Here is a 15,389-nt window from a genome sequence, read left to right on the forward strand (position 1 = left end):
TTGTCTGATTTGTCGGCCGAAGGGGTCTCTGCCTGGTTCGACACACGTCACCGTCCCGCGCACCCGTAGGCCCACCGCCTCCCGGCAGGCCCGCCATGGATTCAACGGCGGAATGTGACTACGCGTAACGGCATGATCTCCAACCGCGATCATCCAGAATTGCCGGAATGTACGCGACGCTGCGGTGTCACCTTCGCGACAAGTTCGATCAGTTCTTTCATGAGGTTCCGGGCCACAGCGTAGGCTGCGCAGCGTGACAATCTCGTCGGCTCCGATCTTGTGCCTCCGAAAGGTCGGCGGGCCTGTCAACATGCCGGGAACACTCGGATGCGCCTGACGATCCTCGGCTGTGCCGGCAGTTTTCCCGGCCCCGAGTCGGCCTGCTCCGCATACCTGGTCGAAGCGGACGATTTTCGGCTCCTCGTCGACTTCGGCACCGGGTCGCTGTCCGCGCTCCAGCGCTACTCGAGCCTGCACGGCATCGACGCGATCCTGCTGACCCATCTGCACTGCGACCACATGTCCGACGCGTGCGACTACATCGTCGTCCGGCGCTACGCGCCCGAGGGCGCCTACCCGGCGATCCCGGTCTACGCGCCGGCCGGTGCGCCGGCCCGGATCGCCGCCGGCTACAACAACGAGGTCGAGGACCCGCTCGACGACGTCTACACCTTCTACGGCCTCCAGCCGGGCTCGTTCCCGATCGGGCCCTTCCAGGTCGTCGTCGACCGGGTCAACCATCCGGTCGAGACCTACGGCGTGCGGATCGAGCACCAGGGCCGGGTCCTGGCGTACTCGTCGGACACCGCACCCTGTGACGCCCTGCTGCGGCTGGCGCACGGCGCCGACGTGTTCCTGTGCGAGGCGAGCTACCTCGACGGCGCCGACAACCCGCCCGACATCCACCTGACCGGCGGCGAGGCGGGTGAGGTCGCCACCAAGGCCGGCGTCGGCCGGTTGCTGCTGACCCACCTGGTCACGGCGTGGGGCAGCGAGGCGTTGACCTTCGAGGCGGCGCAATCGACGTACGCGGGTCCGATGGAGATCGTCCGGCCCGGCGCCCGCTACGAGATCTGACCCTTCAGGCACTGTTTGCCGGCCCGACAGCCGGCTGTCGCTCCCCGCACCGCACCGGCACCGACGGTGTGCCCATGCGTATCGCGCTCATCACGGAGTCCTTCCCGCCGGACGTCAACGGCGTAGCGAACTCCGTCGTCCGCGCCGCCGAGCACCTGGTCGCCCGCGGCCACCAGCCGATGGTGATCGCGCCCGCGCCGTCGTCGTCGGCCCGCGGCGTGACCGGTGCCCGGTCGTATCCGGTGGTCCGCATCCCGAGCGTGCCGCTGCCCCGCTACCGCGGCTTCCGGTTCGGGATGCCCAGCGCCCGGCTCACCGACGCGCTCATCGCACACGCCCCGGACGTCGTACACCTGGCCAGCCCGTTCTTCCTCGGTGCCCGCGGCGTGGCGCTGGCGAACCAGCGGAACCTGCCGACCGTCGCCGTCTACCAGACCGACATCGCGGCCTACCTGCGCAACTACCGTCTGGCCTGGGGCGAGGACATCACCTGGCACTGGATCCGCACGATCCACAACGGCGCCGACCGGACCCTCGCGCCCTCGTCGACCTCGGTGTCGGACCTGGCCGAGCAGGGCATCCGCCGGGTGCACCGCTGGGGCCGCGGCGTCGACACCGTCCGGTTCCATCCGAGCAAACGCAGCGCTGGGGTGCGCCGGGCGTTGGCGCCCGAGGGTCAACTGCTCATCGGGTACGTGGGCCGCCTGGCCGCCGAGAAGCGGCTCGACCTGCTGGCGCGGGTGTCCCGGATGCCCGGCGTGCGGCTGGTCGTGGTCGGCGACGGTCCCGGCCGCAAGGACGCCGAGAAGGCCCTGCCGCACGCGGTCTTCCTCGGTCAGCGCGGCGGCGACCAGTTGGCCCGGATCTACGCGAGCCTGGACGTGTTCGTGCACGCCGGCCCGCACGAGACGTTCTGCCAGAGCGTGCAGGAGGCGATGGCCAGCGGCGTACCGGTCGTCGCGCCGGCCGCCGGCGGCCCGATCGACCTGGTCCGCCCCAACCTGACCGGCACGCTGGTGCCACCGGGCGACGGCGACGCGATCGCGGACGCGGTCGGCGAGCTGGTCTCAGATCCAGAGCTTCGCCAGCGGTACGGCCTGGCCGCGCGCGACGCGGTCGCCGGACGCACCTGGGCGGCGATCGGCGACGAGCTGATCGGCCACTACACGGACGTGCTGCGCGGCCGTTCGGTGCGGCCACGGCTGGCCGTCGCCGCATGAGCGAGCGAAGCGAGCGAATCATCAGACTCAGCCCCTATGTGCCTCATGACGGCCCGGAGCGAAGCGGAGGGTCGGCATGAGCTCGGGGGCACACGGGCTGCGGATCGTGCGGCTCGCGAACTTCATCATGCCCAGGTCGGGCGGGCTCCGGACGGCGCTGCGCAGTCTGGGCGCGGGGTACCTGGCCAACGGGCACCAGCCGGTTCTCGTGATGCCGGGCGAGCGCTATTCGGACGAGGAGACCGACCAGGGCCGGGTGATCACGTTGCCCGGGCCGATGGTGCCGCTGACCGGCGGCTACCGCGTGCTGGTCGGCCGCCGCCCACTGGCCCGGCTGCTGGATCGGCTCGCGCCGGACCGGCTGGAGGTCTCCGACCGCAGCACGCTGCGCTGGACCGGGCGCTGGGCGCGCGATGCCGGGGTGCCCAGCGTGATGGTCTCGCACGAGAGCCTGGCCGGGCTGCTGCGGATCTCCGGGCTGCCCGGCGCGGCCGGACGGCGGGCGGCGGACGCGCTCAACGCGCGCAGCGCCGACGCGTACGACACGATCGTCTGCACCACGGGTTGGGCGGCGGAGGAGTTCGTCCGGATCGGTGCCCCGGTGCGGCGGGCGCCGCTGGGCGTCGACCTCGAAACCTTCCATCCCGTCCGGTACGACCCGGAGGTGCGCGCCCGATATGTCCGGCCGGGCGAGGTGCTGCTGGTGACCTGCACCCGGCTGTCGCCCGAGAAGAAGCCGGAGCTCGCGGTCGACGCCCTCGGCGAGCTGGTCCGCGCCGGCGTGCGGGCCCGGCTCGTGGTGCTCGGCGACGGACCGCGCCGGCCGGTGCTGGAGTCCCGGGCCGCAGGGCTGCCGGTGACCTTCGCCGGCTTCCTGCCGGACCAGGGTGCCGTGGCGGCGCTGCTGGCCAGTGCCGACGTGGTGATCGCGCCTGGTCCGGTGGAGACGTTCGGCCTGGCGGCGCTGGAGGCGCTGGCCTGCGGCACGCCCGTGGTGGTCAACGCGGCCAGCGCGCTGCCCGAGGTGATCGGCCCGGCCGGCGCCGCGGCGTACGGCAGCGGTGCGGCGATGGCCTCGGCCGTCGCCGGGCTGCTCGCGCTCGACGAGGATCTGCGCCGGTCACAGGCCCGATCGCGGGCCGAGGAGTTCAGCTGGCCGGCGGCCACCGCGGCCTTCCTCGGCGCGCACCGGGCGGCGGTGACAGCGGGGCGCGCGCGGGCCGACGTGGAGGCCGCCTAGGCTGGCCCCCATGGCTCGACCTGATGGGCGGCGGCCCGACCAACTGCGACCGGTGACGATCACTCGACAGTGGAGCATGCACCCCGAGGGCTCGGTGCTGGTCGAGTTCGGCGACACCCGGGTTCTGTGCACGGCGAGCGTCACCGAGGGGGTGCCGCGCTGGCGCAAGGGCAGCGGCCTCGGCTGGGTGACCGCGGAATACGCGATGCTGCCGCGGGCGACCACGACCCGCTCCGACCGGGAGAGCGTCAAGGGCCGGGTCGGCGGGCGCACCCAGGAGATCTCCCGGCTGATCGGGCGGAGCCTGCGGGCCTGCGTCGACCTGAAGTCGCTGGGGGAGAACTCGGTCGTGCTCGACTGTGACGTGCTCCAGGCCGACGGCGGCACCCGGACGGCCGCGATCACCGGCGCGTACGTGGCGCTGCACGACGCGGTGACCTGGATGGCCGGCAAGAAGATCCTCGCGGGCAAGATCGAGGAGGCGGTGCCGCGCTCGGTGTCCGCCGTCAGCGTCGGCGTCATCAAGGGCGAGCCCCGGCTCGACCTGATGTACCTCGAGGACGGCGCGGCCGACGTCGACATGAACGTGGTCTGCACCGGCGACGGCGACTTCGTCGAGGTGCAGGGCACCGGCGAGGCGGCGGTCTTCAACCGCGCCGAGCTCGACGCGCTGCTCGACCTGGCGGTGGCCGGCTGCGAGTCGTTGGCCGACGCCCAGCGGAAGGCGATCGCGTCGTGAGCCGCCGGATGCTGCTCGCCACGAACAACGCGAAGAAGCTCGTCGAGCTGCAGCGCATCCTCGACGGCGCGCTCGGCGGGGGAGCGATCGAGCTGGTCAGCCTGCGCGACGTCGAGCAGTACCCGGAGCCGGCCGAGACCGGCCTGACGTTCGCGGAGAACGCGCTGCTCAAGGCCCGCGAGGGTGCGAGCCGCACGGGCCTGCCGGCGATCGCCGACGACTCGGGCATCACGGTCGACGCGCTCAACGGCATGCCGGGCGTGCTCAGTGCGCGCTGGGCGGGGAAGCACGGCGACGACACCGCCAACAACGAGCTGCTGCTGGCCCAGATCAGCGACTTCGCAGACGAGAACCGGGGCGCGGCCTTCGTCTGCGCGGTCGCGCTGGTGACGCCGGGCGGGCGCGAGCACCTGGTCGAGGGCCGGCAGCCCGGCCAGCTGCTGCGGGCGCCGCGGGGGACGGGCGGCTTCGGCTACGACCCGCTGTTCCTCGGCGAGGGCCAGGAGCGCACCAACGCCGAGCTGGCGCCCGCGGAGAAGGACGCGATCAGCCACCGCGGCAAGGCGCTGCGGGCGCTGGCCAAGGTCATCGCGAAGGAGCAGATCCGCTAGGGCTGGGGTTTCTGGTGTGGGAGTGACCAGAGTCGGAGCTGGCAGCGGAGCGAAGCGGAGCGGTCACTGGGAGCGACGGTCGTGCCCACGGCGGACCCGAGTCATCGTGGTTTCTCGTTAGCATGGATCGATGGATGCTCTGGCCGGGCTGCTGGACGGGCCGCGGGCGCGAGCCGCGTTCTTGCTCCGCTGCGTGCTGGACCCGCCCTGGTCGATCCGGATCCGCGACGAGGCGCCGCTGTCGATCGTGTCGGTGGTGCGGGGCGACGCCTGGGTGACCTTCGATGACGCGTCGCCCGTGTGCCTGCGTCCCGGTGACGTCGCGGTGCTGCGCGGGCCGGACCACTACACCGTCGCGGACTCGCCCGGCACGGCCCCGCAGATCGTCATCCATCCCGGGCAGCGGTGCACGACGCCCGACGGGGCCTCGCTGCACGACGAGATGGATCTTGGGGTACGCACCTGGGGTACGAGCGTCGACGGCGGGTCGGTCCTGTTGACCGGGACCTACCAGGCCAGCGGCGAGATCAGTGATCGGCTGCTGCGCGCGCTGCCGACGTTGCTGGTGCTGCGGTCCGACGAGTGGGACTCGCCGCTGGTCGGGCTGCTCGGCGCGGAGATCGTGCGGGACGACCCGGGGCAGACGGCGGTGCTCGACCGGCTCCTCGACCTGTTGCTGATCGCGGTGCTGCGGGCCTGGTTCTCGCGGCCGTCTTCGTCGGCGCCGGCGTGGTACCAGGCCCTGGCCGATCCCGTGGTCGGGCGCGCGTTGCGCATGCTGCACAACAACCCGGAGTATCCGTGGACCGTGGCGTCGTTGGCCGCGCGCAGCGGGCTGTCCCGGGCGGCGTTGGCCCGCCGGTTCGGGGAGTTGGTGGGTGAGCCGCCGATGTCGTACCTGACCTCGTGGCGGTTGGCGCTCGCGGCCGATCTGCTGCTGGAGCCCGACGCCACGGTGGCGGCGGTGGCTCGGCAGGTGGGGTATGGGAGTGCGTTCGCGTTGAGTACGGCCTTCAAGCGGGTGCACGGGGTCAGCCCGCAGGACCATCGCAAACGGTCTGCGGGTGCTGCGGGCTCGCCAGGCTTGTCACCTGGACAGGAAGTGGTACCCGATCCAGCACCACCAGCCGAGGACCAGGACGCGGCCGAGCGGGGTGCGCATCGCGGCGGTCAGCGCGGTCGCCACCGGCTCGGGGCCCTTGCCTCGACGGCGGCTGGTGAGGTCGACGACCAGCATCGCCGCGAAGATGACGATGAAGCCCGTGATGAGGATGAGACGAGGGCTCACCGGCTCGCCACCCAGGCTCCGGTGCTCAGCCAGATGACGTAGCCGATCACCCGGGCCGGATAGTTCTCCAGCACGGGGTCGAACGCCAGGCTCAGCGTGGGATGGGCCTGGTCGTTGCCCCAGCCGAAAGCGACCAGCTCCCAGACGCAGAACAGGCCGAGCAGTACGAACCAGGTGACGACGGTCGACCTGGTGGTCTTCACGGTCCGCTTCGGTGTGCGCCGGGTGCCCCAGATGATGATGGCCAGCCCTGGGACGAGCACCGTGAACGACGCCGGCAGCGTCAGCGGGCGGGCGACCGCGGCGAGCAGTGCGTAACCCACGATGAACACGACCAGGGCGGCGTACCTGTTGAGGAGGAGAGGACGGCTGGCGGTCTCCTCACGTTGTCGCGACTCCACCATGCGGACAGTCTGCCGTCGATCACCGGTGTCGCGATGCTCATTCGCGAGTGAGTTGTCGCTCAAGGCGCCTGACGTCGCGACAGGTGTGGCTCGTGATCAATATGCGGCCCGTGTCGGCCGGGCCCGCTCAGCCGGCGGCGGCCTTGATCGCGGCGGCGGCTGCTGCCGGCTGGTCGTGGTGGATGTAGTGGCCGGCGTCGTCGACCACGATGTGCTGGCCCCCCGGGTAGGCGGCGGCGGTCTCGTCGGCCAGTTGCGCGGCGCGCACCTGGAGGGCGGGTAGCTTGCCGCGGGTCGCGGTCAGGACGGTCATCGGCACGTCGGCCGGGGGATTGGCGGCGCGGGCGCGGAGGGCGGCGTCGACGTCGCCGGCGAGGCGGTTCTCGGTGCGGACGGACACGACCTGGTAGCGCTCGGCGTACTCGGCGCGGTAGGCAGCCAGGACCAGTCGCTGGATCGCCGGATCGTCGCTGCACACCTTCATCAGCCCGTCCGCGAACCCGTCGAGCTGCTTGTCGAACCGGCCGACGTACTTGAGCAGCACCATCCAGGCCAACGACAGCTCGGAGCTGACCTTCAGCCGCGTCGGCACGATCGTCATCACGCCTTCGTGGGTCGGGTCGATCAGCACCAGACCGGTCACCCGCTCCGGCCGGGCGGCGGCGGCGAACTGGACGAGCAGACCGCCCCAGCTGTGTCCGACCATCAGCGCCGGCCCGACCGCGTCGAGGAGCGCGACCAGATCGTCGACCTGGGACTCGATGGTGAGCCGCCCGTGCACCGGATCGCTGGCGCCCAGGCCGCCCCGGTCGTAGGCGATGACGTGGAAGTCGGTGGCCAGCGCGGGCAGAACCGGCCCCCAGTCGAGCACGGTGTCGCCCGCGCCGCCGACCAGCAGGATGGTCGGACCGGTGCTGGCGGTCTCGATCCAGCGGAGGTGGCGGCCGTCGTCACGGACAATCTCGCCCCAGCTGAGCTGGGCGTCGGGAGCCAACGCCGAGAGTGCCGTGATTACCGGGTCGCTCTGCCGCCGGCTCGCCATCAGTCGCCTCCTGAGTTCGAAAGAATTGTTTCGAGACGATATTCTCGAAGGGCGGGACTCGAAACAAGAGAGGATTTTGCGCGATGGCTGCACGACTGCAGGGAGCGGCGGCGATGCGTGCGTTGGCGCATCCGACCCGGATCGCGCTGATGGAGGTCCTCCGCGTGCACGACACGCTGACCGCGACGGAGGCGAGCGCGCTGATCGGCGAGACCCCGACGAACTGCGCCTTCCACCTGCGGGCGCTGTCCCGTTTCGGGTTCGTGGAAGAGGTGGGCGCGGGCCCGGGCCGGCGCCGCCCTTGGCGCGCGTTGGACGTCCCGCTGGCCTTCTCGGACGTCCAGGAGGACGACCAGTCCCGAGCCGCGGCCCGGGCGCTGTCGGACGTCCTGATCAGGCACTGGCTGGAGCGAGTGCAGTCGGCCCAAGCGAACCGGCACGCGGAGCCGACCGAATGGCAGGACGTACTCGGCGGTTCAGGAACGGTCGTGTACGGCACGGTCGACGAGGTCCGCGAGATGGTCACGGACATCCGAGCGGTCCTGAGCCGCTACGACGACCGCTTGCGGGACGCCTCGGCCCGCCCGGAGGGGGCGCGGTCGGTGGAACTGCTGCTCTTCGCCCAGCCCTACACCACAGCCGAAAGCTGACAGGTCCACGGCACCTGGGCAACGGCGCGCCCCACCCGAGGCGGCGGCCCAGGCCCGGCGGGCCGATCGGTCCGAGGGAGGGTGCCGCCGCCCGGCAGGAGGGTCAGGTCAGGGGAGCGGGCCGACCTCCGCCTCGATGGCGTTGCGTAGGTCCGTGCCGCTGATCAGTGCCCGCGCCGACTCGATGATCGGCGCAAGGAAGACGTCGGGTCCCGGGGTGCCGGCGAAGCGGGCTACTGCGGCCGTCGCGATCGTGCCGGCCGGCGACGGTGCGAGCGGTCCCCGTAGTTGGATACCGCGGACCGCGGCCAGCAACTCGACCGCGAGCAGGCTGGTCAGGTTGTCGAGCACGGTGCGCAGCTTGCGGGTCGCGGCCCAGCCCATCGAGACGTGGTCTTCCTGCATGCCGCTGGTCGGCAGGGAGTCGACCGACGCCGGGGACGCCAGGCGGCGGTTCTCGGCGACGATGCCGGCCGCCGTGTACTGCGCGATCATCAGGCCCGAGTTGACGCCCGCGTCGGGGGACAGGAACGGCGGTAGGTCGCGCGAGCGGCAGACGTCGAGGAGGCGGTCGACCCGGCGTTCCGCGATGGCGCCCACCTCGGCGGCGGCGATCGCCAGGTAGTCGGCGGCGAAGCCGAGTGGGGCACCGTGGAAGTTGCCCGTGGACTCGACGCGGCCGTCGGGGAGGACGACCGGGTTGTCGACGACCGAGCGGAGCTCGCGGCCGGCCACCTGGGTGGCGAACTCGAGCGTGTCGCGGGCGGCGCCGGCGACCTGGGGTGCGCAGCGCATCGAGTACGCGTCCTGCACCGCGTGGTCCAGGTCGTCGCGGTGCGAATCCATGATCGCGGAGCCCTGGAGCAGGCGGTGGATGTTGGCGGCGGACGTCGCCTGGCCAGGGTGCGGCCGGATGGCGTGCAGTTCCGGCATGAACGGGCGGTCGGAGCCGAGCATCGCCTCGATCGAGAGCGCGGCGGTCAGGTCGGCCATCGCGAACAGGTGCGCGGCGTCGCCGAGCGCCAGCAGGAGCATGCCGAGCATGCCGTCGGTGCCGTTGACCAGCGCCAGGCCTTCCTTGGCGGCCAGCTCGATCGGGCGCAGGCCGGCCCGGCGCAGCGCCTCGCCGCCGTCGATGCGGGTGCCGGACTTGTCGAGCACCCAGCCCTCGCCGAGCAGCACCAGCGCGCAGTGCGCCAGCGGCGCCAGGTCGCCGGAGGCGCCGAGCGAGCCGTGCTCCGGCACCCACGGGGTGACGTCGGCGTTGAGCAGGTCGACCAGCGACTGGGCGACCAGCGGGCGGACACCGGAATGGCCCAGCGCCAGCGACCGGATCCGCAGCAGCATCATCGCCCGGACCACCTCGCGCGGCATCGGGGCGCCGATGCCGGCGGCATGGGAGCGGATCAGCGCGTGCTGCAGCTCGGCGCGGCGCTCGCTGGCGACGAACGTGCTGGCCAGGGAGCCGAACCCGGTGGACACGCCGTAGACCGGGCGGCCGGACGCCTCGATGCGGTCGACGTGGGCGCGCGAGGCCGCCATCGCTTCGACGGCGCTGGGGTGCAGCTCGACCAGGGCGGCCCCGCGGGCCACGGCGTGGACGTCGGCCGGGGTGATGCCGGTGGGCAGGACGGTGACAGTCGTCATTGGGGTGCTCCGTTGTGCAGGACCTTGGTGACCAGCGGTACGCCGGGCCGGTAGGCCAGGTGTAGATGGGTGGGCGCGTCGAGCAGCACGAGGTCGGCCCGCGCGCCAGGGCGGATCACGCCTACGTCGTCGCGGCGCAGCGCCCGCGCGCCGCCCGCGGTGGCCGCCCACACCGCCTCGGCCGGCGTCATGCCCATCTCGCGGACCGCGAGCGCGACACAGAACGGCATCGAGGAGGTGTACGACGAGCCGGGGTTGCAGTCGGTGGCCAGCGCGACGGTGGCGCCGGCGTCGAGCAGCCGGCGGGCGTCGGGATAGGGCGACCGGGTGGAGAACTCGGCGCCGGGCAGGAGCGTCGCGACGGTACGCGAACCGGCGAGCGCGTCGACGTCGGCGCGGGACAGGTGGGTGCAGTGGTCGGCGCTGGCCGCTTCGAGCTCGACCGCGAGCTGCACGCCCTCGCCGGGGCCGAGCTGGTTGGCGTGCACGCGTACACCCAGGCCCGCGTCCTTGCCCACGGTCAGGATCGCCCGCGCGTGGTCGGCGTCGAACGCGCCCTTCTCGCAGAACACGTCGATCCACCGGGCGTGCGGCCGGGCGGCGCGGAGCATCGGCCCGCAGACCAGCCCCACGTAGTCGTCGGCGCGGTTGGCGTATTCCGGCGGCACCACGTGGGCGCCGAGGAACGTCGTTTCGGGCGTGAACTCCGCGGCGATCCGCAGCGAACGGGCCTCGTCGGCGACCGTCAGCCCGTACCCACTCTTGATCTCGATCGTCGTCGTGCCCTGCCGCAACGCCTCGGACCGCAGGCGCTCGACGTTGTCGCGCAGGAGGTCGTCGTCGGCGGCGCGGGTCGCGGCGACGGTGGTGCGGATGCCGCCGCCGGTGTAGGGCTCGCCGGCCATCCGGGCGGCGAACTCGGCGGCCCGGTCACCGGCGAAGACCAGGTGAGCGTGGCTGTCGACGAAGCCGGGCAGGACGGCTCCGCCCTGCGCGTCGATGCGCCGGTCGGCGGCGGGGGCGTAGCGGCTCGGACCGATCCAGGCGATATCGCCTTCTTCGACCAGTACCGCCGCCTTGCGCCGGATGCCGAGCAGCCCGCCCTCGCCGGTGCCCGGCAGGTTGGTCACGAGCTCGCCGATGTTGTCGACCAAGAAACTCACCACAGGCTGTGCACCGCCTCTTCGAGCGCCGCCGGCACGTCTATCCGCACATGGTGCCCGTCGCGGACGGTAACCCGCCCGTCGACCACCACGGTGGTGACATCGGCGGCACTCGCGGCCAGGGGCGCGCCGACCGGCGGGGCGCCGGCCGTGCGGGGGCTCTGGAGGTTGATCGTGACCAGGTCGGCCCGCTCGCCGGCGGCGATCCGCCCAACGTCGGTCCAGCCCAGCGCGTTGTGGCCGGCCACGGCCGCGGCCCGGACCAGCTCGGCCGGCGAGAAGTGCCCCCGCCGCTCGGTGCGCAGCCGCTCGTTCGCCTCGAGCGCGCGGGCCTCCTCGAACAGGTCGATCACGGTCTGGCTGTCGCTGCCCAACGAGAGCGGGCTGCCGGCGTCGGCCAGCGCCCGGGCGGTGCCGATGCCGTCGGCGAGGTCGCGTTCGGTGGTCGGGCAGAAGCAGACGCCGGTGCCGGTGTCGCCGAGCAGCGTGCGGTCGAGGTCGGTGAGGTGGGTGGCGTGGACCGCCGTCGACCGCGGGCCGAGGACGCCGCTGTCGGAGAGCAACTCAGTCGGGGTGCGCCCGTGCGTGGCCACGCAGGCCTCGTTCTCGGCGCGCTGCTCGGAGAGGTGGAAGTGCAGCGGGCGGCCCGCGGTGCGCTCGGCCAACTCGGGCAGCAAAGTGGCCGGCACGGCACGGACGGAGTGCAGCGCGGCGCCGATCCGCACGGTGTCGGCGTAGTCGGTGGCGGCCATCGCGTCGAGCCGTTCGAGCCGGGCCAGGTAGGCGTCGAGGTCCTGGTCACCGAACCGCCGCTGGACGCCTTCGAGCGGCTCGCCGTCGACGGTGGCCGTCAGGTAGAGCGCGTCGAGCAGCGTGATCCGGATGCCGGCCTGCGCGGCAGCCTCGATCAGCACGGTGCCCATCACGTTGGGGTCGGGGTAGGGCTCGCCGTCGACGTCGTGGTGCAGGTAGTGGAACTCCCCGACGGTGGTGATGCCGGCCAGCGCCATCTCCGCGTACGTGGCCCGGGCCAACGCCAGGTAGTTGTCCGGATCGAGTCGGCCGGCGAGGGCGTACATCCGGTCGCGCCAGCTCCAGAAGCTGCCCCGGTCGTCGGTGGTGCGGCCGCGCAGGGCCCGGTGGAAGGCGTGCGAATGCGCGTTGGCGAGCCCGGGCAGGGTGAGCCCCGGCAGCCGGATCGCATCGGCCGGGGGCGTCGCGACCCCGACGGTGATCGCCGAGAACCGCGAGTCCACCACCTCGATCAACACCCGGTCGGTCGGCGTCTCGTCAGACCCCAACCAGGCCCAGTCCGCGTACCAGAGCCCGTCACTCATGCCCGCCCCCCGCTTCGGAAGGACCGGCAAGAGCTCCAGTCGCTGAGTCGACGCTCGCTCATCGCGCCACCCCCTCGCCATGATCAACGAGTGGCCGGGCGGACAGTTCCTCCAGTACGCGGGCCAGGGCCTTCACGCCCTCGGCGCAGTCGGCGTCGGTCGCAGACTCGGCGGGGGCGTGGCTGACGCCGGTGGGGTTGCGGACGAAGAGCATCGCCGTGGGCAGGTGGGCGGAGAGCACCCCGGCATCGTGACCGGCGCCTGTCGGCAGGATCGGCACGCCGCCGAGCAGCGTGGCCAGGCTTTCGGCCAGAGCCGCGTCGAAGCGGACCTCGCCCGTGGTCGACTCGGCCGTGAACCGGATGGCCGTGCCGTCGCGGCCGGCTCGCTCGGTCGCCTTCTTCGCCAGGGCTTCGACCAGCCCGGCCAGCGTCTCGTCGTCGGCGGCCCGGGCGTCGAGCCAGCCGCGCACCGCGGAGGGGATCGCGTTGGTCGCGTTCGGGGTGACCTCGACCCGGCCGACCGTGGCGTGCGCGCCGCGCAGCCGGGCTTCCTTGTTGGCGGCCAGCACCGTGAACGCGTACGTCAGCATCGGGTCACGCCGGTCCGACATCAGTGTGGTGCCGGCGTGGTTGCCTTCGCCCTCGACGTCGAAGCGCCAGCGCCCGTGCGGCCAGATCGCGCTGGCCACGCCGACCGGGCCCGCCAGCGCACGACCCTGCTCGACGTGGAGCTCGACGTAGGCGTCGAAGCGGGCCACCAGGTCGGGCCGGGCACCGGCCGGGACGGAGCCCAGCACGTCGCCCAGACTCAGCCCGTCTCGGTCGGTCAGAGCCGCGGCCCGTTGCGGGTCGATCGCGCCGGTGAGCAGCCGCGACCCGAGGCAGGCCACGCCGAACCGCGAGCCCTCCTCTTCGGCGAATGCGGCCACCGTGATCGGTCGCGTGGGCTGGAAACCCCGCTCGCGGAGAAGATCGACCGCGAGAAACGCGGAGACGATCCCCAACGGCCCGTCGAACGCCCCACCATGCGGCACGGAATCGAAATGACTCCCGGTCAAAACCCCACCTGCCGCGCCCGCAGCCGGCGCCGCACCACTGGAAGTGCCCTCCGTGGATGACCAGACCGCGAAGAGGTTGCCGTTGCCGTCGTCGGTGACTGGCATGCCGCGTCGGGCCGCCTGGACCCGGAACCAGTCGCGTAGCGCCACCTCCGCCGGTGACCAGGCGAACCGCAGGTAGCCGCCGTCGGGTGCGCGGCCAATGCCCGACAGCTCCGCCCACAGCTCGCGGAAGGTGTGGACCAGGGCAGGTTCGGTGGACAACGGGCTCACTCCGCCATCGGGGTGCGGACGCCGCGCTCGTGGGCTACCTCGACCGCGCGGTCGTAGCCCGCGTCGACGTGGCGGATGACGCCCATGCCTGGGTCGTTGGTGAGGACGCGTTCGATCTTTTGACCCGCCAGCGGCGTGCCGTCGGCGACGCAGACCTGGCCGGCGTGGATGGAGCGGCCGATGCCGACGCCGCCGCCGTGGTGGATCGACACCCACGACGCGCCGCTGGCGGTGTTGACCAGGGCGTTGAGCAGCGGCCAGTCGGCGATCGCGTCGGAGCCGTCGGCCATGGCCTCGGTCTCGCGGTAGGGCGAGGCGACCGAGCCCGCGTCGAGGTGGTCGCGGCCGATCACGAGCGGCGCCGACAGCTCGCCGGAGGCGACCATGTCGTTGAACCGGACGCCGGCCTTGTCGCGCTCGCCGTAGCCCAGCCAGCAGATCCGCGCCGGTAGCCCCTGGAAGGCCACCCGCTCGCCGGCCAGCCGGATCCACCGGGCCAGCGACTCGTTCTCGGGGAACAGGTCGAGCACGGCCCGGTCGGTGGCCGCGATGTCGGCCGGGTCGCCGGACAGGGCGGCCCAGCGAAACGGGCCCTTGCCCTCGGCGAACAGTGGACGGATGTAGGCCGGCACGAAGCCCGGGAAGGCGAACGCCCGGTCGAAGCCACCCAGCTGCGCCTCGCCGCGGATCGAGTTGCCGTAGTCGAACACCTCGGCGCCCGCGTCCATGAAGCCGACCATCGCGGCCACGTGCGCGGCCATCGAGGCACGCGCCCGATCCGTGAACTCCTCGGGCTTCGACGCCGCATAGGAAGGCGCGTCAGCCAGCGAGACACCCTCAGGCACGTAGGAAAGCGGGTCATGGGCACTGGTCTGGTCGGTCACGATGTCGATCTCGACCCCTCGACGCAGCAGTTCCGGGAAAACAGCAGCCGCGTTGCCGACGACACCCACCGACAGGGCCCGACGGGAGGCCTTCGCGTCAAGAGCCAAGGACACAGCCTCGTCCAACGACGAAGCCACCACGTCGAGGTAGCGCGTCGCCACCCGCCGCTCCAGCCGCGACTGGTCGACGTCGACGATCAGGCAGACGCCGTCGTTCATGGTGACCGCGAGCGGCTGCGCCCCGCCCATGCCGCCGCACCCCGCGGTCAGGGTCAGCGTGCCGGCCAGTGACCCACCGAACCGTTTGGCCGCGACGGCCGCGAACGTCTCGTAGGTCCCCTGCAGGATGCCCTGCGTGCCGATGTAGATCCACGAACCGGCGGTCATCTGCCCGTACATGGTGAGGCCGAGCTTCTCCAGCCGGCGGAACTCGGGCCAGGTCGCCCAGTCGCCCACCAGGTTGGAGTTGGCCAGCAGCACCCTGGGCGCCCACTCGTGGGTGCGGAAGACGCCGACCGGCCGACCGGACTGCACGAGCATGGTCTCGTCGTCGCGCAGGGTGTCGAGCGTGCGCACGATGGCGTGGAACGACGGCCAGTCGCGCGCCGCCTTGCCCGTGCCGCCGTAGACCACCAGGTCATCCGGCCGTTCGGCCACGTCGGGGTCGAGGTTGTTCATCAACATCCGCTTGGCGGCCTCTTGCTGCCACCCGAGGGCGGTGATGCTGCTGCCACGAGGTGCGCGCATGGAAGGC

General features: G+C 72.3%; 14 protein-coding genes and 1 pseudogene. 7 read left to right on the top strand and 8 right to left on the bottom strand.

Features of this window, described 5'->3' with window-relative positions:
* The first annotated feature begins 327 nt into the window (after positions 1 to 327).
* From CHC05_RS06505 to CHC05_RS06530, 6 genes and pseudogenes are all read left to right on the top strand, one after another.
* The gene (locus CHC05_RS06505) at positions 328 to 1,077 is read left to right on the top strand and encodes an MBL fold metallo-hydrolase (RefSeq protein WP_089245685.1); all 750 of its coding nucleotides are present in this window, start codon (positions 328 to 330) and stop codon (positions 1,075 to 1,077) included.
* 74 nt (positions 1,078 to 1,151) lie between these two features.
* Entirely contained in the window at positions 1,152 to 2,297 is a 1,146-nt protein-coding gene (locus CHC05_RS06510) for a glycosyltransferase family 4 protein (protein WP_089245687.1), read from the top strand.
* A 76-nt stretch (positions 2,298 to 2,373) separates the two neighbouring features.
* Entirely contained in the window at positions 2,374 to 3,537 is a 1,164-nt protein-coding gene (locus CHC05_RS06515) for a glycosyltransferase (protein ID WP_089245689.1), read from the top strand.
* Between the two features lie 10 nt (positions 3,538 to 3,547).
* Complete coding sequence (gene rph / locus CHC05_RS06520) at positions 3,548 to 4,276, top strand: ribonuclease PH (protein WP_089245691.1); 729 nt, start codon at positions 3,548 to 3,550, stop codon at positions 4,274 to 4,276.
* Positions 4,277 to 4,284: 8 nt separating this feature from the next.
* Positions 4,285 to 4,887 carry an RdgB/HAM1 family non-canonical purine NTP pyrophosphatase gene (gene rdgB, locus CHC05_RS06525; RefSeq protein WP_089246164.1) on the top strand — a complete coding sequence of 201 codons (603 nt, stop codon included), beginning with the start codon at positions 4,285 to 4,287 and terminating at the stop codon, positions 4,885 to 4,887.
* Positions 4,888 to 5,017: 130 nt separating this feature from the next.
* Positions 5,018 to 5,938: pseudogene (locus CHC05_RS06530) on the top strand (AraC family transcriptional regulator); the annotation flags it as partial.
* Between the two features lie 36 nt (positions 5,939 to 5,974).
* On the opposite strand, the gene CHC05_RS43380 reads toward CHC05_RS06530, so the two are convergent.
* The 3 genes from CHC05_RS43380 to CHC05_RS06540 all read right to left on the bottom strand — a co-directional run bounded on the left by CHC05_RS43380 (position 5,975) and on the right by CHC05_RS06540 (position 7,621).
* Positions 5,975 to 6,124 (bottom strand): DUF6186 family protein, encoded by a 150-nt coding sequence (locus tag CHC05_RS43380; RefSeq protein WP_425426714.1) that lies wholly within the window; start codon positions 6,122 to 6,124, stop codon positions 5,975 to 5,977.
* A gap of 47 nt (positions 6,125 to 6,171) precedes the next feature.
* A complete protein-coding gene (locus tag CHC05_RS06535) occupies positions 6,172 to 6,579 on the bottom strand; it encodes a hypothetical protein (RefSeq protein WP_089245695.1) in 408 nt (135 codons plus the stop codon).
* A 127-nt stretch (positions 6,580 to 6,706) separates the two neighbouring features.
* Positions 6,707 to 7,621, bottom strand: a complete 915-nt coding sequence (locus CHC05_RS06540; RefSeq protein ID WP_089245697.1) for an alpha/beta fold hydrolase — start codon at positions 7,619 to 7,621, stop codon at positions 6,707 to 6,709.
* A gap of 83 nt (positions 7,622 to 7,704) precedes the next feature.
* On the opposite strand from CHC05_RS06540, the gene CHC05_RS06545 reads away from it, so the two are divergent.
* Complete coding sequence (locus tag CHC05_RS06545) at positions 7,705 to 8,271, top strand: helix-turn-helix domain-containing protein (protein ID WP_089245699.1); 567 nt, start codon at positions 7,705 to 7,707, stop codon at positions 8,269 to 8,271.
* A 108-nt stretch (positions 8,272 to 8,379) separates the two neighbouring features.
* Here CHC05_RS06545 and hutH read toward each other — a convergent pair whose 3' ends face one another.
* The 5 genes from hutH to hutU are packed head-to-tail and all read right to left on the bottom strand — an operon-like array spanning position 8,380 to position 15,382.
* A complete protein-coding gene (gene hutH, locus CHC05_RS06550; protein ID WP_089245701.1) occupies positions 8,380 to 9,918 on the bottom strand; it encodes a histidine ammonia-lyase in 1,539 nt (512 codons plus the stop codon).
* Positions 9,915 to 11,084, bottom strand: coding sequence for an imidazolonepropionase (hutI, locus tag CHC05_RS06555; protein WP_089245703.1), 1,170 nt, complete (start codon positions 11,082 to 11,084; stop codon positions 9,915 to 9,917). Before hutI ends, hutH begins: the two co-directional genes overlap by 4 nt.
* Positions 11,078 to 12,418 (bottom strand): formimidoylglutamate deiminase, encoded by a 1,341-nt coding sequence (locus tag CHC05_RS06560; protein WP_089245704.1) that lies wholly within the window; start codon positions 12,416 to 12,418, stop codon positions 11,078 to 11,080. Before CHC05_RS06560 ends, hutI begins: the two co-directional genes overlap by 7 nt.
* 58 nt (positions 12,419 to 12,476) lie before the next feature.
* A complete protein-coding gene (locus CHC05_RS06565) occupies positions 12,477 to 13,742 on the bottom strand; it encodes an allantoate amidohydrolase (RefSeq protein WP_245870677.1) in 1,266 nt (421 codons plus the stop codon).
* A 5-nt stretch (positions 13,743 to 13,747) separates the two neighbouring features.
* Entirely contained in the window at positions 13,748 to 15,382 is a 1,635-nt protein-coding gene (gene hutU, locus CHC05_RS06570; RefSeq protein WP_089245705.1) for a urocanate hydratase, read from the bottom strand.
* Positions 15,383 to 15,389: the final 7 nt, after the last annotated feature.

Origin of the sequence: Asanoa hainanensis, assembly GCF_900188485.1 — a bacterium.
Taxonomy (GTDB): Bacteria; Actinomycetota; Actinomycetes; order Mycobacteriales; family Micromonosporaceae; genus Asanoa; species Asanoa hainanensis.